Below are 23,968 nucleotides of genomic sequence, written 5' to 3'. Positions count from 1 at the left end.
CTGGATTTATCAGGTCCAATGGTGATTGATATTCCTCGCACCGATAACCGTTACTACATTGTTCAGCTATTGGATGCTTACTCAGATTCGATTGAAGATCTGCACGTGAAGAATGTAGGCGACCAAGGTTCAAAAGTGCTTTTGGTCAACAAAGGATGGGCTGGTGAAGTACCAGAGGGAATTGATCGTGTCGTAGAATCTCGCACTCCTATGGTTTGGTTGATTCAACGAACGGGCGTGTTTGGCGAGCAAGACCTCAATGACGCACTGGTTATTCACGATAAATTCCTCAGCTACCCACTCGATCAACTCGGCGCAGAGCATGACATCGTAGAGCTCAAAGCTTCGACAGGTCGTATCCCACCCATGGCGAGGCCTGAAGGGTTAGAGTGGTATTCGCTAATTGACCGTGAACTACGTAAAAGCCCGATTCCAGAAGATGCTGCCATCGTTGATCAATTCCAACAAATTGGTATTGGAGGATCGACCCCCTTTAACCCTGAAGCGCTAACCTCAGCACAGAAAAAAGGGCTAATGCGCGCGATTGAGTCTTCACAGCAGATCATTCAATACGCTGGTCGAAGCATCGGCGATGTCAATAATGGCTGGTCGATGATGTACGAGGGAGGCCGTTACGGGAATGATTACCTGAGCCGAGCGAGCATCAATATGCGTGCGGCTGGTTTGAATGTGCCAGAGCGAGCACTCTACCCAAATCGATACACGGACTCGAATGGCGAGCAGCTGTCGGGAGACAATCAATATCGAATGACCATGCCTGCCGATGCACCCGCTGACGCCTTTTGGTCTTTGACCATGTACGACGCTAAAAACCTGTTCATGGTTGAGAACTTCATTGAACGTTACTCCATCTCAACCAATCGTAGAGATGAGCTGAAATACGCAGAAGACGGCACCTTGCCAATATGCATTCAATACGTAAAACCGTCCGATCCAACGTGTAACTGGCTGCCAGCCCCTCAAGATGACTTCTATCTTCACATGCGCCTGTATGAGCCAACTCAAGCCGTTCTCGACAATGAATACCCACTGCCACAAGTTGAAAAACTCTAACCCCAATTAGGTCAATTAAGTCGATCAAGTCAATTGCCACTGCGTTCTTAATGTTCGCTCGTGGCAATTCGTTTTATCCCTTAATACATGACTCAAACTGCTAGCAACATAACTCATACACTGAAAATAAGGTTCTATTCTTGAAAACACCTTTCATCACACTGTCTCTGTTAGTAACAGGGATATTCAGCTCTCTTGCTCACGCGGGAGGGTTAAATCTATCTCAGATTGCGACCACTAAAAGCGTTGGTACGGCCGGCACGGGAAACGTAACCGCGAACGATGCATCCGCCGTGATCACCAATGCTGCGGGGTTATCTGCTATTGAAGAAAGCGCTTGGATTCTCGGCGTTCAATACCTCGATGTTGAAACCACTTTTGTCCGTGACGATAACTCGGCTTCTACCACAGGAAGCAGCACCGATATTCTCCCTCACCTGTCTTACGCATCAAGGTTAAATGACCAATGGGTCGTCGGCGCAGCATTGCACGCAGCAGGCGGTACTGGCGTTGAATACTCACACGGCGTTGGCGCACACCCCGCTTTATTGATCAAAGAAAACAGCATTTCGGCACTCAACTTAACGTCGTCATTGTCGTATCAAGTTAGTGAACAACTGTCTCTTGGTGGTTCTTTAATATTGCAGCACGCAGCGCTTGAAACTCAAGCTTTGAACGGTCGCGAACTTGAAGGAGATAGCCTTGATCTAGGGTTCGGCCTGAGTCTCAATCACCACATCAGTGACAACACACAATTGGGTGTCAGTTATCAGGGCCAATTTGATCACGACCTTTCCCTTGATAACGCCAACGCTTTTGGAATTAGCTCTGAACTGACGTGGGTTCGAAGCTTAAACTTAGGGTTGAAACATTCATTAAATGAAGACTTAAACCTTCTACTCAGCTCCAACATGGAGACATGGCAAGATTATGATGACAAATACTCCACTACCTACTCTCTTGGGGTTGGTGTGGAATACGCATATGAGGATTGGTTGCTGTACAGCGGAGTGAGCGGTGACACGAGCCCTTTGAGCAGTCAAAACAGAGATGTGTTACTCCCGCTCGATAAACAGTGGCGTATCGGATTCGGCGCTGAGAAGAAGATATCCAGTGATTTACATCTAGGGTTGAGCTACCAATACCAAGATTTAGGCCATGGTGAAATTAGTGCGGACTCAGGACTATTTCAGCCTTCTGGCAGCTACTCGACCAACAGAGTTCATTTCATCACTTTGTCTCTTCGCCATTAAAGCGAACTCTTGAGCGTTCCATTCTAGCTTCTAGCTTCTAGCTTCTAGCTTCTAGCTTCTAGCTTCTAGCAGGAAACCGTACAAAAAAGGATTGGCTGTGACAGCAATCCTTTTAAATTCATGAATATCATTCTGCCAACCAGAAAGGCTCTAACGCCCTTTACGCTCATGGTAATTGTCGTTATTGTGATTCTCTACGCCATCATCACAAGGACTGTCTGAGAGTTATGAACAGCACGATTGAAACTATTCTGGGGCACCGCTCCATTCGTCAATATACAAATCAACCGATTGAAAAAGCACAACTTGATGTGATTATTCAGGCTGGTCTCGCGGCTTCATCATCGAGCTTACTGCAGGCTGTTTCTATCGTGAGAGTGACAGACAAAGAGAAGCGCAAACTGTTAGCCGAATACGCAGGTAACCAAGCTTACGTTGAGAACGCGGCTGAGTTTTTGGTGTTCTGTATAGACTATCAACGCCACGCTCAAATTAACCCTGAAGTGAAAACCGACTTTACTGAACTGACCCTGATTGGCGCTGTCGATTCTGGCATCATGGCGCAAAACTGCATGCTGGCTGCAGAGTCTCTAGGTTTGGGTGGCGTATACATTGGCGGGCTGCGTAACAGCGCACAACAAGTCGATGAACTGTTAGAACTACCACAACACACCGCCGTATTGTTCGGAATGTGCTTAGGTCACCCGGCACAACAACCAGAGGTTAAGCCTCGCCTCCCTGCTCATGTGGTGATGCACGAAAACCAATACCAACCGCTGAGCCTAGATGAAATTGCCAGCTACGATGATTCGATGCAAAGCTACTACGCAAGCCGTTCAAGCAACCAAAAGCAGAGCAGTTGGTCACAGCAGATCACTCAAAAACTGTCTGGCGAATCTCGCCCGCATATCCTGCCTTACTTGAACAGCAAGCAGCTGACCAAGCGTTAAGCCGTTAAGCCGTTAAGCCGTTAAGCCGTTAAGCCGTTAAGCCGTTAAGCCGTTAAGCCGTTAAGCGATTAGAGCTAGCAGCAAACAACAGCACAAACAAAAATGTCAGCGTAATATACGCTGACATTTTCATTTATCCGGAGGCGGCTAGCTTACAGATATTTCTCAATCGGTAACAACTGTAGGAAGCCAGACTGCATTCGTTCCCATTGACCAGTGTCAGGTTCGCTGTCCCAACGTTGATCGCCTGAATACCAATACACATCACCGTCTTCCAGTTCCAAGCGCCAGCTATTATCTTCACTCATCGCTTGCTCAATGGTGTCAGCTAATGTTTCAGCAATCTCTTTATTCTCGATGATCAAAACCGATTCCGTGTTCAAGTAGGTAGAACGCAAGTTGAAGTTAAATGAGCCGATGCTCGCGATGCTACGATCGAATACGACTGATTTAGCGTGCAAGCCATAGGCCGTCTCTGGAGCACATTTAGACACGTCTTGAGTCGATGCTTCACACAGCTTGGATTCTGGTTTTAGCTCAAACAGGTCGATGCCATGCTCCAACATGTCGTAACGTCTGCCCGCATAAGCGGAGTGATTAGTCACCAGATCATTAGAGGCCATAGAGTTCGTTAGCGCTTTTATCTCAACGCCCTTATTGTTCAATACTTGCCACTCTTCAAGCTGACCATCATCGAATACAAGGTAAGCGGATTCCAGCAAGATCTCTTGTTTCGATTCGCTCGCTAATTTCCCTAAAAGAATCGCGGTCGCTTTCGGTTCATCGGTATTGTCTGAATCATCAGGGACGGGTTGATCGTAAACAAAACGCGCATTCACCCATGTCATCTCACCAATCACCTCTTTCAGCAAACTATCAGCAGCCTCACGGTCTAATGGTAATTCAGGGTAATTTTGATAATGCGGCACGACAATATTATCTATCTTCGAGAGATCAGGTTGTTCGTCATCCCCCAGCATATCGACAGGGTAAGACCAACGGCTGTTCCAGTATTCAACAAAACTGGTTTGGATGGTGTTAACTACCGAGCCCATGACTAATACATCGCGGTCTCGGAAATTGATTTCATCAGAAAGGTCAAAGTATTCATCACCAATATTACGGCCGCCCACCACAGACAAAATGCCATCTACGGTAAACGACTTATTGTGCATACGGCGATTTAAGCGAGAAAAGTCACCGACAAAGCTCAGCCATTTACTGAAGCCACGGCGTGTTGGTGTTGGATTGAAGATACGAATCTCGACGTTCGGGTGCGCATCCAGTGCCGATAACAAGCCTTCGCGCTCGTTAAGATTGATGTCATCAAGCATCACTCGCACCTTAACACCACGCTCGGCCGCCGCTAACAAACGGCTGGCTAGGTATCTGCCCGATTCGTCAGAGTTCCAGATGTAGTATTGAATGTCGATGCTGTGCTCGGCACTTTCGACCAGCGCTAGTCGCTGTGCCAAGGCATCCCAACCAGACTCTTGCAGATGAACCGCAGTGGTGCCTTGCTCTAAAGCTTCAGGCTGAAATTCATTGGTTAGAACCGATAAAGTGCTGGGTGCAGGAGAGGCTGGCGGTTCTGTCGGGTGGTCGATGCCTTCAGGAAGTGAAGAACACCCACCTAAAACGGCGATTAAGATTAACGTTAAACTGATGCGTTGGAGCACAGGCATGTATCTGACTTCCTTTTCACGATGACGTCTTTAGAAACTTTTCGTACAGCTTTTCAATGAACAAGCTATTCCGATCTATTCATTGATTATTACTGCTAAATCCTGAAATTTATAGGTAATTATCCAGTATAAATTTGAAGGTCGTTAAATTGGCCTACAGATCACTTAAGTTGAGTGAGTGCCAAACAGTATAAACTCAGCGGCTTTTCGACCATTTCAATGGTGAGCTCTGTTCGGTCTGGGTTACAGTTCAACGCCAAAGCGTAGCCGTGTAAATAATCCACCAGCAAGTCCAACGCATTTTTAGTTTGCTGTTCGGTTAACGCTAACGGGCTCAACACCGCTTCAAAACGTTCGCTAAAAACTTCCATCGGCCCGAGGGATTTCATGGTCAGTAAGGTCTCTAACAAGCCTCTATATTCGTTGAGCATCGACAAGTAACTCACACTGAGCCGATAAAGGTTATCTCGCCAGTCTTGGTTCAGCTCTGGCTGTGCCACTTCTTCAATCAAAGAAACCGTGATTGCCTCAAGCAGATCGTTTTTGTTTTTGAAGTAATAGTATATAGCCATCGCATCGACCCCGAGTTCCGTCGCCAACCCTCGAACACTTGGCACTTTGCCACTCTCTCGCATCATGCTTTTAGCAATAGTGAGAATTCTCTCTGCGCTGAGTTGGCTTGATCCACTCTTTGGTCGACCTCGTTTCTGATCCTTGACAGTCATACCGTCACCTCTTAAACTTTATTTCTACACTGTAGAATATTTTAATTTATTACCGTGTAGATGCCAAGTTTCTCATTGATATCGGAGTTAAAAATGTCAAATATTGTATTCATCGCAACCAGCCTTGACGGTTACATTGCAGACAAGCAAGGTGGCTTAGATTGGCTGCAAGCGATTCCAAATCCAGACGGTGACGACATGGGTTACAACGCTCATACTGATCATATCGATGCACTGGTCATGGGACGTAATACAATGGACATGGTGTTGAGCTTTGGCATTGATTGGCCTTACAGCAAGCCAGTCTATGTACTGAGCAACACTTTAAATGAAGTACCTCAAGAGCTTGAAGGTAAAGTATTTTTGATGAAGGGTGAGCTTGAACAGATTGTTGCGGATTTGAATAACAAAGGCTTAAAGAACTTGTACATCGATGGCGGCATCACCATTCAAAACTTCCTGAAAGAAGACCTGATTGACGAGCTGATCATCTCGACCATTCCAGTCTTACTTGGTGGTGGGTCTCCGTTATTTGGTGACTTAGTATCTCCCGTCGATTTTACATTGAAAGACGTCACGACGTACCTTGATGAGATAGTGCAAACTCATTACTTACGTAAGCGTTAGAAAGCCTTAGCTACACAGTCAGATAATAGCTTCTAATGTTATCTAAACTTATTCGGCTTATATTCTATTGACAATATAAGCCGACATTGACATTCTATAATGCTGCGTTGATTTTACCGCACTAACTGTAATGCAGTTCTAACTTTTTAAGATAGGTAAAATATGAACTTCCCAAGTACTCTTCCAGCACCTCACAAAGCACTTCTTATCAAAGTGATTGATGTCCTGTCTCAAGACCCTCGAATCTGTGGTATTGCCGCAAGTGGTTCTTTTGGTTCTGATTCTATGGACAAATACAGCGACTTAGATTTTGTTATCGCGGTAAACCCAGCCGACTACAACAGCGTGATGCAAGAACGATTCGGCATCCTTGACCAGATCGGTGGTAAAGTCGCCGCCTTCACGGGCGAACACGTAGGTGAACCACGTTTAATTGTGTCGATATTCGGTCCTGAGCCAGTGCACGTCGATTTCAAATTCGTCTCTCTGCCAGACGCAGCAGCACGAGTCGATAACAACCACGTGTTGTGGGAGCGAGACAGCTTATTAACCGACGTATTCTGTACAGCAGAACCAGATTACCCTCAGCCAAACCCGCAATGGATTGAAGATCGTTTCTGGATCTGGACTCACTACGCTGCAACAAAAATTGCTCGTGGCGAATACTTTGAGACCATTGAATTCTTATCATTCCTGCGTCAAAACGTATTGTCTCCACTGGCACTAAAGCAAGCGGGTTTAACGCCCTCTGGCGTGAGAAAAATTGAAGCACGCTTGCCAGAATTTGCACAAGAACTCGCTAAAACCGTTTCAATGCCAGAACGTGATGCGTTGATTCCCGCTTTAGACCAAGCGGTAAAGCTTTACCTAGAATTAAGAAGCAACGAGCAAGTATCTGTAGATGAACATGCTCAGTCGTTTTGCCTTCAATACGTGCAAGACGAATTGAGCTAACGCGACTGAAAATGCAGTAACCAGTCTGGTTCAATTACTAATACACATTAAACGCCGAAAGTATGAAAGCTATCGGCGTTTTCATTTTTTCGCACCAAAAGCTCCCCCTCACTGGCTTTCAAATCCTTCTTATTAATCTCTCTGCACTAACGCCTTTCCTATCAAAATCCGACCTATAGTAGTACCCTTTATCGTCTCTCATTCTTAATGGTATTGGATATTATGAAGCTTTTGGTCGATCGCACTGGTGAACAGTTTTTAGAAATTCTGCAAGAATCGGGAGACACGCTGACCGTTCAATTCATTACCAATGAAGGCAATCGAAAGGGTAAGCCGTTCCAAGATAACTTGAGTGGATTGTTCCTCACAGGGTGGAAGCCGCGCACCACTTCAACCGCCATCGGATTAGAACGCTTTAAGCAAGGCAAACTTGAAGATCCCAAAGTGAGTTTCGCATTGCACCAACTCTATCCACTCGGTCGAGATGTGAAATTACCCTCTGGCGATATCGCCACAGTCGCAAGTTACGCCAATACCCATGCCGACGGCTACTATATGTTTGTGCGCCTCAACGATGAATTAACCCGACTCAAGATTACACCCGATTGGGAACTGCAACCTTCAGCTCAAAGATTGGCTCTGCCTTATTACCCAGCCCCAAGAACTAAAGAAGAGCTCGACAACATTGACGATTTTGATGCGTGGGCGGGCGGCTTCTAAACACTCCTAACCTACGCTCATTAGCACATAATACCTAAGTTATTATCAATTATTTTTTGACAATAATTCAAATGTAGCACTGTTTATCGTTTAAAATATTCCTACTATTATTTATCCATCGACACAGACTGCAGCTCAATGAACAAAGAGTGGCGCTGTATACACAGACAAATCACCATTTCGGTGAAAAATAATATAGGTACGAACATGACTCAACTAACTATCGTCGCAAACATCGTCGCTAACGAAGACAAAATTGAATTGGTTAAAGCAGAGCTGCTAAAACTGATTGATATTACTCGCGCTGAAGAAGGCTGCATCAACTACGACCTTCACCAAGACAATGAAAACCCAGCACATTTCACTTTCTACGAAAACTGGACGTCGCGTGAACTTTGGCAAACACACATGGGTAATACCCACCTTGCTGAATACATGGCAGCAACCGAAGGCAGTGTTACGTCATTTACACTTAACGAGATGACTAAGATCGCTTAAGTACAGTTTCAGTAGTCTGTTACTAGAAAGCAGACTGACAAGCTATCGAGTTCGATTTGAAAGCCCCGCTGCACGTCAGCGGGGCTCTTTCATTTAAGCGGATATCGTCAGCTGCCTTAGTTAGAGCTTCAAACGGGGCTGAATAAAATCGATAAACGCCGAGATACGTTTAGAGACCGATGACGACTTGTAGTAAACCGCATTCACTCGCTCTCGATCTGTGTTGGTAAGTTTGTCTTGTTCCAGAATAGGGATTAGTCGCCCTGCTGCCATATCCTCCTGCACCATAAACCCCGATAAACAAGCAATCCCATTTCCAGCTAAGACTAGTTGACGCACGGTTTCACCATTACTGGCTGTCACAGTAGGCGCTACATAACTTTGGTTTGGTAAAGGCCAATGGTTAAGCACTTTGTTCCCTGCAAAACCCACAATTTGATGTGAACTCAAATCTTCAGGTTTGGTGGGGAACCCACGCTTAGCGAGATAATCAGGTGACGCCACAATATGGAGTAAACTTTTTCCTAACGGGCGAGCGTGCAATGTTGAATCGGACAACTTACCGATTCGAATCGCAACATCGGTTCTCTTTTCGAGAAGATCAACGAAGCCTTCGTTGGAAGTGAGTTCCAACTCAATGTCTGGGTAAGCCTCTTTGAATGACTGCACCAACGGCACTAGCTGATGGAATACGAATGGACTGGCGGCATCGACTCTTAAACGACCTTTTGGCAACTCACCGCGCGACACGATTTCTTCTTCCGCGCTCTGGATCATTTGTAATCCCACCCTGACTGAATCGACAAACTGCCGCCCTTCCTCCGTCAATTCCACGCGTCTCGTTGTTCGGTTGAATATTGAGACGCCGAGTTGCGACTCAACCTTACTCACCGAACGAGATACCTTGGCGACCTGCACATCCAGCGCCTCTGCCGCCGCAGAAAAACCACCAGCATCGACAACGGTGAGTACCATTTCTAAATCATCTGAACGGGTTAACATAAGGCTCCTTCGCTATCTTCATTTTGTTTAATGTCATTTCGCTTGTGCTCATCAGCTTAATCCAATGATCGGTTACCCCTTCAATTATTGCAAATTTAACAAAAGTTATTTGCTAATTATGTCATTTATCACAAATATATATTGCTAGATAATCCTCGCCATCAAACGAAGCGCTCCTATTGCAGTCACAAGCTGCCCCATTTTATCGCGCTCGGTATTTAACAAAGAACAGTAAGAGAGATGATTATGCCACTAGCATTACTTGCATTGACGCTCAGCGCCTTTGCCATCGGAACCACAGAATTTGTCATCGTAGGCTTGATTCCTACCATGGCGAGCGACTTGAATGTATCTCTGCCATCGGCGGGCCTATTAGTCAGTTTATACGCGCTTGGCGTTGCTATTGGCGCACCAGTATTAACGGCATTAACCGGCAAATGGAATCGTAAATCGGTGTTGCTGACCGTGATGGCATTGTTTGTCATTGGTAACTTATTGGCGTGGCAAGCTCCAGGCTATAACACGCTGATCGCCGCACGAATTTTGACTGGCCTTGCCCATGGTGTGTTCTTCTCGATTGGGTCGACCATCGCGACAGGTTTGGTTTCAAAAGATAAAGCAGCCAGTGCCATTGCGATCATGTTTACGGGCTTAACGGTTGCATTGGTGACAGGCGTACCACTGGGCACTTACATCGGCCAAACCTTTGGCTGGCAAGCAACCTTCTTGATCGTTGCCTTGCTTGGTCTTATTGCTCTTATCGGTAGCGCTATCTTGGTTCCAAGCAACCTTAAGCAACCACCAGCGGCGAAGATTTCGGCACAACTAAAGGTTCTAACTCAACCACGCTTGCTGTTGGTTTACGCTATCACAGCACTAGGTTATGGCGGTACATTCACAGCGTTTACGTTCCTTGCTCCGATACTGGAAAACGTATCAGGATTTGATTCGAGCTCTATCAGTCTCATCATGTTGGTTTACGGTGTGTCAGTGGCGGTAGGTAACATCTGGGGCGGAAAAATGGCCGACAAGATGGGCCCGATTAAAGCACTGACCGTTATCTTCTCTGGTTTAGCCGCGGTACTGGTAGTATTCAACTTTACCGCAGTAAACCCTTACGCAGCTGTTGCTACCATTTTGGTTTGGGGTGCATTCGCATTCGGTAACGTTCCGGGGCTACAAGTGTATGTTGTGAAACTGGCTGAGAAATACACACCAGACGCAGTCGATGTCGCTTCTGGGTTGAACATTGCAGCCTTCAACGTCGGTATCGCATTAGGCTCATGGGGCGGTGGTTTGATTGTCGCGAAATCTGGATTAATGAACACCCCTTGGGTAGGTGCTGTGATCGTTTTGATCGCTCTTGTTCTGACTCGATTCAGTGGTGCGTTAGATAAGAAGCAAGCACAACAAGCTGTTCCATCTAGCATCTAGCATCTAGCATCTAGCATCTAGCATCTAGCATCTAGCAAGGATAGAAAAAACAAAGCCCGAACCTAGGTTCGGGCTTTGTCATTTACATCTGATTATTGTCCGTTATCGATCGATTTCAGCACTTTACATGGATTACCGACGGCAACCACATTGGCTGGGATGTCCTTGGTCACCACACTGCCTGCGCCAATCACGCTGTTTTCGCCAATGGTGACACCGGGGCAGATGATTACACCACCGCCAAGCCAAACATTGTCGCCAACATTAATCGGTGTGCCAAACTCAACGCCTTCTTCTACACGGCCTTTCACATCGAGTGGGTGACCTGCAGTCAGGATTTGAACATTCGGGCCAAGCAGCACATTGTCGCCAATGGTCACTTCAGCCACATCCAAAATCACACAGTTAAAGTTAGCGTAGAAGTTCTTGCCCAGCTTGATGTTCGAGCCGTAATCACAACGAAATGGAGGTTCTAAATGTGCATTTTCACAGCCCGGAATGAGCTCTTGTGTTGCTGCTTCCCATTCCGATGTGTCAGGAATACTGTTATTGAGTTTTTGAAGCACCTTGCGACATTCGATACGAGCGGCATAAAGCTCTTTATCCCAAGCCTGATAAGGCTCACCTGCTAGCATCTTTTTTTTTTCTGTTTTCACGTTACTTACCTGTTCTCACATCAATTAGCTATTTTCATATTACTTATCTAGCTTCACATTACTTAACTAATGGTGGTCAATTCATCGACCAAAAAACGCAATATCGCACATCTAAATAACAGTGAATAAGGAGTGTTTAAGCTTGGTTTAAGAGATGCGCAGCTCGTCACTTTTTGTAGATGAATAACAAAGTTAAATCCGTGCTAATCTAGCTTCGCGATCGAATCACGCAACACCAAACTGCCAGTGGTATTGATGGTCGTCGCTTGTTCCGTTTCACCGACAATTTGGAGGATCGCCTTTTGCGTCATTTGCTCTAATGGCACACTAACAGACGTTAAGCTTGGCGTTAAAAACGCCCCCACTTTGCTGTTATCAAAACCAACGATAGAAACATCTTGAGGTAATGAATACCCAAGTTCGGTTAACGCCTTAATCGCACCTATCGCCATGTCATCGTTTTCCGACAAGATAGCAGTGAATGTTACTTTGCTTTTTACCAGAGCCTGAGCCGCGTGATAACCGCTCTCCATCGTCCAATCACCTTGAACAACTTTGGCCTCATCCAATGCAATACCATGTTTAGTTAGCACATCTTGATAGGCTTGGTAACGCAGCTCATCGGTCGAAGAACCGGCTTTACCACGAATAACCGCAATCTCTGTATGACCCTGTTCGATGATGTGTTCCACCATCAAACAAGCGCTCTGATAATGGTCGGTGGTGATAGCATGATTAGGCTTCGACGGCATTTCTCGGTTGAGCACCAAAATCGGTGTGTCAGTGCTTTCGATGATCTTTGCAATCTCACTTTCAGCTAAGCATTGCGGATAAATGATGATGCCCGCGCACTTCATATCCAGCAGGAAGTTGATCGCCTTTCTTTCGTCTTCTGCGCTGTGTTTACCATCGGTGATCACCAGCTGGTGATTCGACTTTTCGCTATAAGAAGCCGCGTGATACATCAAGGAAGAGAAGTAAGGGCCATTGAACAACTCATTGGTGATTACAAAGCCGATGAAATTGGTCTTCTTGGTCGCCAATTGCTGAGCCAACAAGTTCGGTCGATAACCTGTTTCTTGAATCGCATCAAATACCTTTTTCACCACATCTGGGCGCACGATGTTCTTGCCATTTAAGACACGAGAAACGGTCGATTTAGATACGCCTGCGCGGTTCGCGACATCAAGCATGGTTACCATTCGCTTATGTTCCTTTCTAAAAAATTAGCCGACATAAGCCGACTAATTCATTGCAAAATGACAGCTCACAGTTCACATAACTGCGCTGGGAAATGCATTCTAAATAGTGGCACCGTTAGATGCAATCACGCCTTTATACCACTCAAACGACTTCTTGCGCTTGCGTTCTAGAGAACCAGATTGATCGTTGTGCTTATCTACGTAAATGAATCCGTAGCGTTTTTTCATCTCACCCGTGGTGAACGACACTAAATCGATACAGCCCCAAGGGGTATAACCCATCAAGTCAACACCATCAATCGCAACGGCTTTTTTCATCTCTTTGATGTGGTCGCCAAGGTAAGCGATGCGGTAATCGTCATTAATGCTGCCATCTTCTTCAATGGTATCAACCGCACCAAAACCGTTTTCAACGATGAACAATGGCACTTCATAACGTTCATACAGAGACGCTAAACAGAAACGTAAACCCGTTGGATCAATTGGCCAGCCCCAATCGCTAGACTGGATGAACGGGTTATCAACCGAGTTCTCATGACCGCCGTCCATCGCTTCTTCAGTCGATTGGTGAGAAGAAGAATCCAAGGTATTAGACATGTAGTAGCTAAAGCCAAGGTAATCCGCTTTACCTTCTTTCAAGATCTGCTCATCTTCAGGCTGCATCTCAATGTTGAAGCCTTTGATTGCCCAATCACGCTTAGCGTAATTTGGGTAATGACCGCGAACCATCACATCCGAGAAGAAGTAACGGTCACGCATCGCTTGCTGCGCCACCATGATGTCTTCTGGCTTTGAAGATCGAGGGTAGAAAGGCACCATCGCACACATTGCGCCAATTTGAAGATCTGGATTGATCTCGTGACCTTTCTTAACCACCAAAGCACTGGCTACAAACTGATGGTGAACCGCTTGATACATGGCTTCTTGCGGCTTTTCACATTGCGGAAACTTAACACCAGAGCACAACCAACCGAAGATGTCTGCCGAAGTGTTCATCTGGTTGTTGATCTCGTTAAACGTCATCCAGTATTTCACTTTGTGTTGGTATCGCTCCATCACCGTAGTTGAATACTTAACGAAGAAGTCGATCACTTTACGGTTCATCCAGCCGCCATATTCGTTAGCTAGATGGTAAGGCATTTCAAAGTGGCTCAGTGTGACCACAGGCTGAATGTCGTATTTCAACAGCTCATCAAACAGATCATCGTAAAATGCTAAACCCGCTTCACATGGCTCAGCTTCATCGCCATTTGGGAAAATACGCGTCCAAGCAATACTGGTACGGAAACACTTAAACCCCATCTCAGCGAATAACCTAATGTCTTCTTTGTAGCGATGGTAGAAATCCACTGCGACTTGGTTTGGATAGTTTTCGCCATCAATCACGCCATCGGTGATTCGACGTTGTACACCATGAGCGCCCGCTGTTAATACATCAACAACACTGACACCTTTACCATTCGCATCCCAGCCGCCTTCTAGTTGATGTGCAGCAACCGCACCACCCCATAAAAAATCGTTCGGAAATTCGTTGTTCATACCATTACTCGCTACAAGTTATTCGTGAAAAAGATCAGGATTAGAGAGCTCATTGCAACTCTGAAACCGATTTCAATAGAAGCAAAGATACAGATTGAAACCGATTTCAGCAATGCCTTTTTGATCTTTTTATGATCAAACTTAGGATCAATTTGAGCTCATACCAGCCCACATGACTCCTTTCATTAAAACCAACTCAAAAGGTAATTTCTTAATTTCTAGGATCAATCTAGGCTAAAGACTGTGCTTTAGCGCACACTCATCCCACTCGTGCTCACTAAAATGGCAAACGTTTCCTTCACTGACATGAGCACGCTATGAAAAACCTTAAAATGAAACCTTTATGCTTTGCTGTCTCCGTATTAACGACAGTGGCTTCAATGCCAACCTTAGCCGAAATAAAAGAGATCACTCTGCTTCATACCAACGATATTGAAAGTGTTTACGAACCCGTAGACGCGTTCTGGAATGATGACATTGAGCTGATTGGCGGTATCCCTTACTTGGCGACGTTGATCAAAAACGTTCAAGCTGAAGAAGGAACCAGTTTTCTATTAGACGCTGGTGATATTTATACGGGCGCACTCTCTAAAAAATCGAAAGGTAAGCTGCCTTTCGACCTGTATAACTCAATGGGTTATGACGTAATCACACTGGGTAATCATGAATTCGAATACGGTTGGGTATCACTGGTAGAAACTATGCCGCGTGCTCGTTTCCCTGTGCTCAACGCGAATATCTTCCATGAAGCTTCTGATTCGATGTTTGCTCAACCTTACACAATCCTTGAGCGTGATGGCGTTAAAATCGGCGTAATTGGTGTCATGGGAATTGATGCGTTCTACAACACAATGTGGAAAGGAAACCGTAAAGGGCTAACCGTCAAAGATCCTACGGAAATCGCTCAACAATGGGCTGATAAGATCCGCGATGATGTTGACATGATCGTAGTACTAACGCACCAAAACAAGACGGCGCCAATGCAAACCGACAAAGAAGCCGATGCAGAAGTTCAGCGCGGATTCGATGAAGACTACGAAATGGCCGGAAAGCTCAAAGGTGTTGATGTGATCTTCGGGGGCCACTCTGACAATGGTTTAGTTGAACCAGTCGTTCATCCAAAAACAGGCACGGTTATTGGTTTAACCTTTGGTCAAGGCATGCACCTTGGCTACACCAAATTTACCGTCGATACCGAAAAGCATGATGTGACATTCTTAGGCGGAAAATTGATTCCCGTTGAATCTGCCAAATTAGAGCGTGACGAAGCGACTTACGCATTGATTCAGAAAATTCGCGATGCTCACCCAACATTAGCCGATCAGCTTTCTACCCTAGATAAAGCCGCATCACGCCGTTACTATCGAGAGTCAAATGTTGGCAACCTAGTGGCTGATTTGATGAAAGATGCAGGCCAAGCTGACATCGCGATGATCAGCTCAGGCAGCCTTCGTGTTGACCTAAATCCAGGTGCAGTCACTCGTGAAAATGTAATGAACCTTTTCCCGTTTACTGACACACTAACTGTGGTTGAATTAACAGGTGACAACGTTCAAGAGCTGCTGGAATACAGCTACACATTACCTTACGGTCTGGCGCAATTCTCAGGGATCAAAGCCACTTACGACAGTACACAACCGGAAGGTGAGCGTTTGATTAGCTTGAGTATCAACGGCGAGTCCGTAACCAAGAATCAGAAGTACAAAGTTGCGACGTATTCATACGCGGCAAGTGGCGGCGATGGTTACACTGTATTTAATAAAGGCGAAACACTATCGAACGGAGATCCGGTCATGCAAGTACTGATTGAAGGTTTCCAAGAACGTAAAAACATCACAGTTCCTGAACTTGGTCGTCAAGTCGATGTAAGTCGTCAGTAATAGAGATATCCAACAACCTACGTCATAGGATACGTATAAGGGATTAGCAGGTACAACACTCATGAGAACTCAGTTCAATTGCTGTAAAACATATAACTGTTTTAACCTAGCTAATCCTGATCTAAGCCTTTATCAGCGCAGCTCTCAATTAGGCTTCGCGTCTTATAAATGCCCCTTGTGTGGGGCATTTACTCCGATACTGGAAAACGAGCCGATCCTCGCTTTAGCAAAGCAAATCGAAACTAATCAACTCCGCTTGCCTGAGATTGAATGCCCTACTTGCTTAAAACACACTGAAACCAGTGCCTATGGGAGCACAAAGATCGGCACACCGCGTGTTAAATGCAAACAATGCTCAACGGTGTTCAGCCTACTCAATCCGCACAAGACCAGCAGCAAACTGCAGCCTTTGTTAACGCTGCTCACTTCTGGCATTTCACCTAAAGATCTTCAACGGTTATCTCAACTCAATAGCAAATTGTTCTACGCACGCATAAAACAGTTGGCTCAATTGCTGCGAGAGTTCAATCAACTGCTGATTCAAAAGTATCTTAGCAAGGCCGAAAGCAGCATGTCGCTGCACACCTCAAGCTTCGTATTTTTATCACGCTCAGGAAAAGGAAATACCCTGAAATGCTGGAACCTTTCGACTACCGAAAGCCAGTATGGTTTCCATGTCTTAGACACTGACAACTTTTATCGACATGACACACAGAACAGCCCCGCAGGGCGTTACTACTTAGACTCCGTCGAAACAACGGATGAGTCGTCAACTTCACCTTTAGCAACCGTTCAAGCGACTTACGATAAGATTTTCTCTCGAAGTAAATTTGATGAATTAGGTTACACCTATCAAATGGAGTGTCAGTCCAATGAAGGAAGCGTGCTTCGACCCGTCTATGCAGCCCACGCCCATTGGATAAGTTTGTCTAAAATATTGCCTCAACATCACCGATTCGACTTCTTTCTAGAACACGAGAGTTTCATTCGCGGCGGCGCTATCACCAATCTTACCCAAGGTATAATGGCTGGTCGTTACAATCTTTATTACCTATACACAACACCCTCGGAAAACAATTCCGAGACTGATATTGAGCAAAAGAGTATTGGTTGGTGGGGAGAAAACTGGTCGACTCAAACCAAGCAATATCCAAGCGGCTATTGGGATGTCACTCTATGCGCTCTAACTGCAAACAAAGAGCCTAGCCTTGAATTCAACGGCACGGAATGGCACCAAGACTACTTAAACCAGCTAATTCAATGGCTACCAACCCAGTATCAAAAGACCATTTCTTACCAGATGTCGCAGCATTGGCGTACCATATTCAACTACTTATACAACTTCACCTATAGCCAAGATAGACGCCAATGTTTCGCCGAATGTGAATTCGAATCAATTCTAGAAATAGTCACAGCACTCAACGCCTCAGCTTCCAAATAAAGTTGTACAAACCTCTTATCATAATAAGAACGAATGGCACCCCAACATCAATGCTGCTCAAAATACTGATCATGCTGCGATTTACCAGATAGGTTTTGAATGCCAGGGTAGAACTGTACGAGTGTCTGATCGGCTAGTGTGAGGTGAATCCAACCCTCTTTGACTTTCAGCCAATTGGTGCCGTTTGCCTCATAGACGGCAGGAAACTTGCCCCAACCTGACTCTGATACCTGCAGCTCTTGAAAGTGGTTAATCGGGGTTAGCTTATTACTGTCGAAGTTTGCGTCGGCATAGACTGATAATGGCTCGATGGCATCGTTTGGCTTGAACGTATAACAGCTCACAGAGGCTGAGGTGCGATCAAACCACTGGTAAGGTTGTGCGCCGATTAAATCGTAGACCGTGCAATCATTGAACTGAATCGCCCACTCTTGGTGAGCTTTAAAACCGAGGTAACCTATAGGTTGTGATGGTTCAGGTTTCGAGTCCGTCTCCTGCTCATACGCCGGTTCTGAGGTAGCACATCCCATAAGCCCAAGACTAAAAAGGAAAGTCACAGCACGCTTCATCATTGTAATACCTCAGTTCCGTTAGTAGATGAGTAACTCAATTAAGTCTCTACATTAAACGGTAAGTTCCAAACGATTACCATCAGGATCGAGTACACAGCTCTCATAATAGCCATCCCCTGTTCTTCTTGGGCCATCTAAGCGCTCATAGCCGTCTTCGACCAAGCGTTGAGTGAGTGCATCGACCGCTTGCTCCGACCCCAATGAAATCGCCATATGAACAAAGCCTGTAAACTGATCATAGATGTCATCTTTCGATTCAGGCACCGAATCCATTTCCATGATCTCTAGGCGGCTTCCAGTTTCAAATGAGAGGAAGTACGAAGAAAACCCTTTGGTTGGGTTGTGATATTTTGAGTTCGATGTCGCACCGAAATAGTCTTCGTAAAATCTCTTCAAAACTTCGAGTTTTTTGGTCCAAATTGCGATGTGTTCAATCTTCATTTTGTTTGCCTAAGTTTGATGTCTAACGCTAGATTACCCGCCAAATCAGGAAGGATAAACAGAACAGAATTCATCAAAAGTGTTCCTATTTAGCGAGCCGTTTGGTTATCAAAATCACAACAATTAGCTGCACAGTATTAATATCTAAGCTTGTGTAATATATAGCTTTGATCAATAGTCGGTGTTTTACACATTCTGAGATATACGCCGTGAACTTTCTAAAATTAATAACTCTCGCTGCGATATGGGGCGGTTCGTTTCTGTTCATGAGAATTGCCGCTAATCCATTGGGCCCAGCAGTGTTGATTGAAGCAAGAGTACTATTTGCAGCAATCACGCTACTGTTGGTGTCTTTGTATTTAAGAAAAAAGCTGACGTTCAACACTCACGCTAAACACTTCTTTATTCTTGGGTTGTTTAATACCGCAGTTCCCTTTTTACTGTTCGCTTATGCCGCGCAGACACTGAACGCCTCGACACTCGCCATCTTGAACTCTACCGCGCCAATATGGGCAGCAATCATTGGTGCGGTATGGACTAAAACAGCACTCGAGGCGCGAGTTCTATTAGGACTTGGGATTGGGGTAGCGGGAGTAGGAGTACTCGTTGGTTGGGATGCAATAAACATTGGCCATGAGGCTGTACTTCCTATTTTAGCTGCGGTGATGGCTGCCTTTAGCTACGGAATAGCATCAAACTATACCAAACAAGCACCTAAAGTTGAGGCATTCAATAATGCACATGGCAGCATGTGGGCGGCGGTCTTAATCGTATTGCCGTTTGTCTTTTTTATGCCGATGAGAGAGGCTCCGGATCTAACCATCACCACATCGGTGATCTTATTAGGCGCGGTGTGTACTGGCCTTGCTTACTTGCTTTACTTCAATCTCGTTTCTGAACTGGGTGCGCCTTCGGCTCTGTCTGTAACCTTTTTGATCCCAGTGTTTGGCATCTTGTGGGGCAACCTGTTCCTAGACGAAGCGATCGGTCTTAACACCATTTTCGGCTCGGTTCTGGTTATTACCGGCACCATGCTAGTGACCGGTATGACGCCTTCTCAGATGATAGAGAGCGCCAAACAAAAACGAGCAGCAAGAGCGGCTCGTTAATCAGCCATGTATTGTTGAATCTTGTTTCTCAACCACTGATGAGCAGGATTCAAATCGGTTCTCTTATGCCAGATCATGTATTGCTGCATCGGTAAGATTTCAAACGGCTGATCAAGGACTTGAAGCTGGAAAGGTTCAGAAAATTGATTGGCAAAATCACGCGACGTGCTGCCAACACAATCTGAGCCCGATACCAGCACACACATGGTCATCAGTGAGTCACACTCTGCACTCACTTTTCTCTGTTTCAGTGGTGACTTGGTAAAATAATCTGCCGTATATAAACGGGTTCGACGCATTCTAAAAGTAACATGCTTTTCGTTGTAATATTGCTCTTCAGTCACTGAACCATTGATTCTAGGATGCCCCTTTCGAGCTATCAATACGAGTGCATCCTCAATCACAGGCTGCTTCATGTAGCCGTTAACTTGCGGGTAATGGATATCAATCGCTAAATCAGCTTGTTGCATGCTCAAGCCTTGCAATAATTCTTCTTCGTTGTTCGGGACCATATTGAATTCAATCGAGATATTGCCCAACGTCTCATCTTGCTCGACGAGAGGTTGAAGCTTGGTTAATCCAATCTCATTCACCAGGATACGAAACACATGATGCTGCTGATTATCAAATGTCTTTAAAGTGCTTACTGCGCTGCTTATCCCTTCTAGAGCAGGCTCTACTCGGTCTGCCAATTGCACCGCAGCGTTAGTCGGAATAATCCCACGCCCTTCACGAATAAACAGGTCGGTATCAAGCTGAGATTGCAATCGCTTCAATGCCCCGCTAACCCCAGGCTGAGTCATACCAAGCGATTCTGATGCAAGCGTGATCGACTTTAATCGATACACTTCTAAGAACACGCTCAATAGATTTAAATCCAACTTTTCCACGTCGCTCACCGTTACTCTCCCTGTCAATGTGGTCTTAATCAATCATAGGTCAGGATTCGTGTTCGTTCCCCAACCATTGTATGACTCAATACATAGCCAATCGTGATGTATTAAATAAAGCTTACTTTATTTTTTGCTATATGTCTTATTCCTATAATCGCCTCAACGAAACAAAATTCTGAAATGAAGAGGCTCTTATGACGACTTCACGCACGTTCAAAAATGCATCACTATTCCTAGCTATCTCGCTCGCATTCCCTACAGTTGCAGCTAACCATGACCACGCACACTTCAGCGAAATTGGCGACCAAGGTGGCAAAAGCGCAACCGAGATGACGACCAAGGCAAACCAAGAGTTCGCAAAAACACTTAACTTTGCCGACACTCGCGCTTTCGACAATAACAACAAGGGTCTTATTGCTAGCTTCGACCAAGAGACGGGCGACATCATTCGCAATAGCTTTAACTTTATCGACCCAAGTGTGACGAATGCAGACCAAGCACCAGATTCAGTAAACCCTTCACTGTGGCGCCAAGCGGTATTGAACCAAGCAGCAGAAGGCTTATATGAAGTTGTTCCGGGTAAAGTTTACCAAGTTCGAGGGGCAGATTTAGCGTCTATCTCTTTCATTCGTAGTGACAACGGTTGGATCGCTTACGACGTTCTTCTTACCAAAGAAGCGGCCGCTAAATCACTCAAATTCTTCAAGAGCAATGTGCCTGATGGCGGCGAACTGCCCGTCGTTGCTATGATTTACTCTCACTCGCACGCTGATCACTTTGGTGGCGCAAGAGCAATCAAAGACGCGTACCCAGATGTAAAAGTGTACGGTTCGAAAAACATCACTAAAGAGATCGTCGACGAAAACGTATTGGCGGGTAATGCAATGTCTCGTCGTACTGCTTATCAATATGGCGCAACCCTGAACCGACACGAACACGGTATTGTGGATGCTGCACTGTCGAAAGGCCTATCAACCGGTAGCATTACTTACGTACTGCCAGACTACGAGCTGAACCATAACGAAGAGATTGAAACTCTGGTTATTGACGGCCTAGAAATGCAATTCATGGATGCTTCAGGTACCGAAGCGGCCTCTGAAATGGTGACGTATATTCCAAGCATGAAAGCACTTTGGACTGGCGAGCTGACTTACCAAGGCATGCATAACCTGTACACGCTGCGTGGCGCTAAAGTACGTGACGGCTTGAAATGGTCTAAGAAGATCAACGAGATGTTAGTCACTTGGGGTGAAGATACTGAGGTGCTGTTTGCGTCTCACTCATCGCCAATCTGGGGCGAACAAGAGATCTCTGATTACCTAAAAATGCAGCGTGACGCTTACGGTTTTACTCATAACCAAACGCTTCGCTTAGCCAATAACGGTGTGGTTCTACAAGACATCGGGGACGAGATTTACAAGGTCATGCCAGACAGCATTCAACAGTCTTGGCACACCAACGGTTACCACGGTACTTACTCTCACAACGCCCGCGCGGTGTACAACATGTATCTTGGTTACTTCGACATGAACCCAGCTAACCTAAATCCACTACCAATCAAGCCAGAGTCAGTGAAGTTTGTTGAATACATGGGCGGCAGCGACGCTGTGATTGAAAAAGCGCAGCAAGACTTCCAAGAAGGTGAATATCGCTTCGTTGCAACAGCACTGAATAAGGTGATTCAAGCAGAACCAGAGAACAAAGTTGCACGTGGCTTATTGGCAGATACGTACGAGCAATTGGGTTATCAATCAGAAGGGGCAGGTTGGAGAAACATCTACCTAACCGGCGCTCAAGAGCTTCGTATTGGCACACAACCGGGCGCACCAAAGACTGCATCTCCGGATGTGTTAGCGAACATGACCATTGAGAACTTGCTGGATTACTTAGCAGTAAAAGTGGATTCGCTAAAGGCACAAGAAACACCATTTACGTTGAATATTCAGTTGCCTGATGTAAAAGAGTTCTACTACGTTGAAATGTCTAACGGCAACCTGAACAACATCCAAGTGAACGAGCTGCAAGATGCGGATACAACACTGATCATCAATAAGTCTGACGTGTCTGACATCGTGCTTAAGAAAACAAGCCTTGGAAAACTGTTAGAAGACGGACAAGCAGGCGTGAAAGGTGATAAGACATCACTTAGCAAACTGCTGTCTTCACTAACAGAAGCTGACACCTCTTTTGAGATTGTACCGCGTCCAAACAAAGGCGAAGAAGTTGATGCAGAGCTATACCAAGATTCAGCGGTACACGCCCACTAAACGCCAGATACACTAAATAAAAACAACAGCAGTTAGCTAGAAAAAACGTTCTATGAAGAACATAAAAACAAGCCCCTACCTTTTGGTTGGGGCTTTCTTATTTGTTATCAATAAGTGCTTCTGAATCGCTACTGAGCTTGACCGTTTACTTCGCAATCCCAATAAGAAGGTGAACCATAATATTGCACAAAGTAGTCGATAAATACGCGAACCTTAGGCGCAAGCAGCTGTGCACTCGGGTATACCGCCCAAATAGCCGCCTCATCTTTTAAAGGGTAATCTGGCAACACCTCAACCAACGAACCTTCCGCGAGCTGCTTGTATGCTATCCAAGTCGCACACATGGCAATGCCCAAGCCATCGACACATACATCCCTTACCGCTTCACCGTGATCAACACGGATAGCACCTTTCTTCTTGATGGTGACATCGCCTTCTGGCGTATCGAACGTCCACCCTTCCAAGCCGGTTTGATTGATACATTGATGTTGCTTGAGGTCTTCTGGTGTTTTCGGATAGCCATGAGCTGCCAAATATTCTGGCGACGCACACAGAATACGTTTATCAGTCGAGAGCTTACGAGCGATCAGGCTCGAGTTCTGTAGCTCCGCATTACGGATCGCCACATCGAAACCGCCATCGACCAGATCGACGATTGAATCACTGAGTGAAATGTCTACCGACAGATCTGGATACTTAGCCAAAAAGCCTTTTAGCGCTGGCATAACATGCATGCGACCAAACGATGAAGGCGCAGATATTCGCAACACCCCTTTTGGTAATTCATTACCGGTTCCGACAGAGGCAACGCCCGCTTCGACACTCAAAAGGATTTGCTTGGCGTGAGGAAGAAATGCCATACCTTCTTCGGTCAGGGAAACCTTTCTCGTTGTACGATGCACAAGACGAGCGCCTAGGCTCTCTTCGAGCTTTCCGATATGAATGCTGGCTACCGGAGGTGACAACCCAAGCTCTTGTCCTGCTTGACTGATATTGTGCGTAGACGCGAGTCGCACAAACAATTTTAGATGTTCAATATTCATCAA

General features: G+C 45.6%; 21 protein-coding genes and 1 pseudogene. 12 read left to right on the top strand and 10 right to left on the bottom strand.

Annotated elements, in window-relative coordinates:
• The 3 genes from IQQ51_RS09740 to nfsA all read left to right on the top strand — a co-directional run.
• Nucleotides 1-1,074, top strand: a 1,074-nt coding sequence (locus IQQ51_RS09740) for a DUF1254 domain-containing protein (protein WP_228012777.1), incomplete at its 5' end; no start/stop codon positions are given.
• Between the two features lie 140 nt (nt 1,075-1,214).
• Nucleotides 1,215-2,327, top strand: coding sequence for an OmpP1/FadL family transporter (locus IQQ51_RS09735; RefSeq protein WP_193840928.1), 1,113 nt, complete (start codon nt 1,215-1,217; stop codon nt 2,325-2,327).
• A gap of 227 nt (nt 2,328-2,554) precedes the next feature.
• Nucleotides 2,555-3,277 carry an oxygen-insensitive NADPH nitroreductase gene (gene nfsA / locus IQQ51_RS09730; protein ID WP_012600115.1) on the top strand — a complete coding sequence of 241 codons (723 nt, stop codon included), beginning with the start codon at nt 2,555-2,557 and terminating at the stop codon, nt 3,275-3,277.
• Nucleotides 3,278-3,429: 152 nt separating this feature from the next.
• On the opposite strand, the gene IQQ51_RS09725 is transcribed toward nfsA, so the two are convergent.
• On the bottom strand, nt 3,430-4,962 hold the full coding sequence (locus IQQ51_RS09725; protein ID WP_059017673.1) for a phospholipase D family protein: 1,533 nt from the start codon (nt 4,960-4,962) through the stop codon (nt 3,430-3,432).
• Nucleotides 4,963-5,123: 161 nt separating this feature from the next.
• Nucleotides 5,124-5,687, bottom strand: a complete 564-nt coding sequence (locus IQQ51_RS09720; RefSeq protein WP_193840927.1) for a TetR/AcrR family transcriptional regulator — start codon at nt 5,685-5,687, stop codon at nt 5,124-5,126.
• A gap of 60 nt (nt 5,688-5,747) precedes the next feature.
• Here IQQ51_RS09720 and IQQ51_RS09715 point away from each other — a divergent pair, with 60 nt between their 5' ends.
• From IQQ51_RS09715 to IQQ51_RS09700, 4 genes are all read left to right on the top strand, one after another.
• The gene (locus tag IQQ51_RS09715; protein WP_193840926.1) at nt 5,748-6,314 is read left to right on the top strand and encodes a dihydrofolate reductase family protein; all 567 of its coding nucleotides are present in this window, start codon (nt 5,748-5,750) and stop codon (nt 6,312-6,314) included.
• Between the two features lie 162 nt (nt 6,315-6,476).
• Nucleotides 6,477-7,268 carry an oxalate:formate antiporter gene (locus tag IQQ51_RS09710; RefSeq protein ID WP_048609909.1) on the top strand — a complete coding sequence of 264 codons (792 nt, stop codon included), beginning with the start codon at nt 6,477-6,479 and terminating at the stop codon, nt 7,266-7,268.
• A 222-nt stretch (nt 7,269-7,490) separates the two neighbouring features.
• Nucleotides 7,491-7,988: a hypothetical protein gene (locus IQQ51_RS09705; RefSeq protein ID WP_193840925.1), complete on the top strand. Its 498-nt coding sequence runs from the start codon at nt 7,491-7,493 to the stop codon at nt 7,986-7,988.
• Between the two features lie 207 nt (nt 7,989-8,195).
• On the top strand, nt 8,196-8,486 hold the full coding sequence (locus IQQ51_RS09700; protein ID WP_017062386.1) for a putative quinol monooxygenase: 291 nt from the start codon (nt 8,196-8,198) through the stop codon (nt 8,484-8,486).
• 120 nt (nt 8,487-8,606) lie between these two features.
• On the opposite strand, the gene IQQ51_RS09695 is transcribed toward IQQ51_RS09700, so the two are convergent.
• Nucleotides 8,607-9,488 (bottom strand): LysR family transcriptional regulator, encoded by an 882-nt coding sequence (locus IQQ51_RS09695; RefSeq protein ID WP_193840924.1) that lies wholly within the window; start codon nt 9,486-9,488, stop codon nt 8,607-8,609.
• Between the two features lie 246 nt (nt 9,489-9,734).
• Here IQQ51_RS09695 and IQQ51_RS09690 point away from each other — a divergent pair, with 246 nt between their 5' ends.
• Nucleotides 9,735-10,922, top strand: a complete 1,188-nt coding sequence (locus IQQ51_RS09690; RefSeq protein ID WP_029222798.1) for an MFS transporter — start codon at nt 9,735-9,737, stop codon at nt 10,920-10,922.
• Between the two features lie 92 nt (nt 10,923-11,014).
• Here the strand turns inward: IQQ51_RS09690 and IQQ51_RS09685 are convergent, their stop codons facing one another.
• From IQQ51_RS09685 to IQQ51_RS09675, 3 genes and pseudogenes are all read right to left on the bottom strand, one after another.
• A complete protein-coding gene (locus IQQ51_RS09685) occupies nt 11,015-11,578 on the bottom strand; it encodes a sugar O-acetyltransferase (protein WP_193840923.1) in 564 nt (187 codons plus the stop codon).
• A gap of 203 nt (nt 11,579-11,781) precedes the next feature.
• Nucleotides 11,782-12,783, bottom strand: a pseudogene (locus IQQ51_RS09680) (LacI family DNA-binding transcriptional regulator); the annotation flags it as partial.
• 96 nt (nt 12,784-12,879) lie between these two features.
• Nucleotides 12,880-14,319: a 6-phospho-beta-glucosidase gene (locus IQQ51_RS09675; RefSeq protein WP_193840921.1), complete on the bottom strand. Its 1,440-nt coding sequence runs from the start codon at nt 14,317-14,319 to the stop codon at nt 12,880-12,882.
• Between the two features lie 317 nt (nt 14,320-14,636).
• On the opposite strand from IQQ51_RS09675, the gene IQQ51_RS09670 reads away from it, so the two are divergent.
• Both IQQ51_RS09670 and IQQ51_RS09665 read left to right on the top strand, forming a co-directional pair.
• Nucleotides 14,637-16,199, top strand: a complete 1,563-nt coding sequence (locus IQQ51_RS09670; RefSeq protein ID WP_193840920.1) for a bifunctional metallophosphatase/5'-nucleotidase — start codon at nt 14,637-14,639, stop codon at nt 16,197-16,199.
• Nucleotides 16,200-16,260: 61 nt separating this feature from the next.
• Complete coding sequence (locus IQQ51_RS09665) at nt 16,261-17,640, top strand: hypothetical protein (protein WP_193840919.1); 1,380 nt, start codon at nt 16,261-16,263, stop codon at nt 17,638-17,640.
• A 47-nt stretch (nt 17,641-17,687) separates the two neighbouring features.
• Here IQQ51_RS09665 and IQQ51_RS09660 read toward each other — a convergent pair whose 3' ends face one another.
• Both IQQ51_RS09660 and IQQ51_RS09655 read right to left on the bottom strand, forming a co-directional pair.
• Complete coding sequence (locus tag IQQ51_RS09660; protein WP_193840918.1) at nt 17,688-18,212, bottom strand: hypothetical protein; 525 nt, start codon at nt 18,210-18,212, stop codon at nt 17,688-17,690.
• Between the two features lie 51 nt (nt 18,213-18,263).
• Nucleotides 18,264-18,653, bottom strand: coding sequence for a VOC family protein (locus tag IQQ51_RS09655; RefSeq protein ID WP_048609928.1), 390 nt, complete (start codon nt 18,651-18,653; stop codon nt 18,264-18,266).
• A 209-nt stretch (nt 18,654-18,862) separates the two neighbouring features.
• Between IQQ51_RS09655 and IQQ51_RS09650 the strand changes: the two genes are divergently transcribed.
• A complete protein-coding gene (locus IQQ51_RS09650; RefSeq protein WP_193840917.1) occupies nt 18,863-19,762 on the top strand; it encodes a DMT family transporter in 900 nt (299 codons plus the stop codon).
• Here the strand turns inward: IQQ51_RS09650 and IQQ51_RS09645 are convergent.
• The gene (locus tag IQQ51_RS09645; protein WP_048609931.1) at nt 19,759-20,661 is read right to left on the bottom strand and encodes a LysR family transcriptional regulator; all 903 of its coding nucleotides are present in this window, start codon (nt 20,659-20,661) and stop codon (nt 19,759-19,761) included. The two genes, IQQ51_RS09650 and IQQ51_RS09645, sit on opposite strands and share 4 nt — an antisense overlap.
• Before the next feature lie 188 nt (nt 20,662-20,849).
• Between IQQ51_RS09645 and IQQ51_RS09640 the strand changes: the two genes are divergently transcribed.
• On the top strand, nt 20,850-22,922 hold the full coding sequence (locus IQQ51_RS09640) for an alkyl/aryl-sulfatase (protein ID WP_193840916.1): 2,073 nt from the start codon (nt 20,850-20,852) through the stop codon (nt 22,920-22,922).
• A gap of 128 nt (nt 22,923-23,050) precedes the next feature.
• Here IQQ51_RS09640 and IQQ51_RS09635 read toward each other — a convergent pair whose 3' ends face one another.
• Complete coding sequence (locus IQQ51_RS09635) at nt 23,051-23,965, bottom strand: LysR family transcriptional regulator (protein WP_048614380.1); 915 nt, start codon at nt 23,963-23,965, stop codon at nt 23,051-23,053.
• Nucleotides 23,966-23,968 lie beyond the last annotated feature (3 nt).

It is taken from the genome of Vibrio sp. OPT18 (assembly GCF_015163615.1).
GTDB classification, from domain to species: Bacteria; Pseudomonadota; Gammaproteobacteria; order Enterobacterales; family Vibrionaceae; genus Vibrio; species Vibrio coralliirubri.
Note: the sequence above shows the minus strand (reverse complement) of the source record. Positions and strands in the feature narration are given on the sequence as shown.

Excerpts from the sequence above, each read along its gene's own strand:
- IQQ51_RS09695 (WP_193840924.1), bottom strand. The coding sequence starts at position 9,488 with ATGTTAACCCGTTCAGATGATTTAGAAATGGTACTCACCGTTGTCGAT.
- IQQ51_RS09655 (WP_048609928.1), bottom strand. The coding sequence starts at position 18,653 with ATGAAGATTGAACACATCGCAATTTGGACCAAAAAACTCGAAGTTTTG.
- IQQ51_RS09660 (WP_193840918.1), bottom strand. The coding sequence starts at position 18,212 with ATGATGAAGCGTGCTGTGACTTTCCTTTTTAGTCTTGGGCTTATGGGA.
- IQQ51_RS09705 (WP_193840925.1), top strand. The coding sequence starts at position 7,491 with ATGAAGCTTTTGGTCGATCGCACTGGTGAACAGTTTTTAGAAATTCTG.
- IQQ51_RS09640 (WP_193840916.1), top strand. The coding sequence starts at position 20,850 with ATGACGACTTCACGCACGTTCAAAAATGCATCACTATTCCTAGCTATC.
- IQQ51_RS09725 (WP_059017673.1), bottom strand. The coding sequence starts at position 4,962 with ATGCCTGTGCTCCAACGCATCAGTTTAACGTTAATCTTAATCGCCGTT.
- nfsA (WP_012600115.1), top strand. The coding sequence starts at position 2,555 with ATGAACAGCACGATTGAAACTATTCTGGGGCACCGCTCCATTCGTCAA.
- IQQ51_RS09700 (WP_017062386.1), top strand. The coding sequence starts at position 8,196 with ATGACTCAACTAACTATCGTCGCAAACATCGTCGCTAACGAAGACAAA.
- IQQ51_RS09670 (WP_193840920.1), top strand. The coding sequence starts at position 14,637 with ATGAAAAACCTTAAAATGAAACCTTTATGCTTTGCTGTCTCCGTATTA.
- IQQ51_RS09665 (WP_193840919.1), top strand. The coding sequence starts at position 16,261 with ATGAGAACTCAGTTCAATTGCTGTAAAACATATAACTGTTTTAACCTA.
- IQQ51_RS09690 (WP_029222798.1), top strand. The coding sequence starts at position 9,735 with ATGCCACTAGCATTACTTGCATTGACGCTCAGCGCCTTTGCCATCGGA.
- IQQ51_RS09635 (WP_048614380.1), bottom strand. The coding sequence starts at position 23,965 with ATGAATATTGAACATCTAAAATTGTTTGTGCGACTCGCGTCTACGCAC.
- IQQ51_RS09715 (WP_193840926.1), top strand. The coding sequence starts at position 5,748 with ATGCCAAGTTTCTCATTGATATCGGAGTTAAAAATGTCAAATATTGTA.
- IQQ51_RS09710 (WP_048609909.1), top strand. The coding sequence starts at position 6,477 with ATGAACTTCCCAAGTACTCTTCCAGCACCTCACAAAGCACTTCTTATC.
- IQQ51_RS09720 (WP_193840927.1), bottom strand. The coding sequence starts at position 5,687 with ATGACTGTCAAGGATCAGAAACGAGGTCGACCAAAGAGTGGATCAAGC.
- IQQ51_RS09675 (WP_193840921.1), bottom strand. The coding sequence starts at position 14,319 with ATGAACAACGAATTTCCGAACGATTTTTTATGGGGTGGTGCGGTTGCT.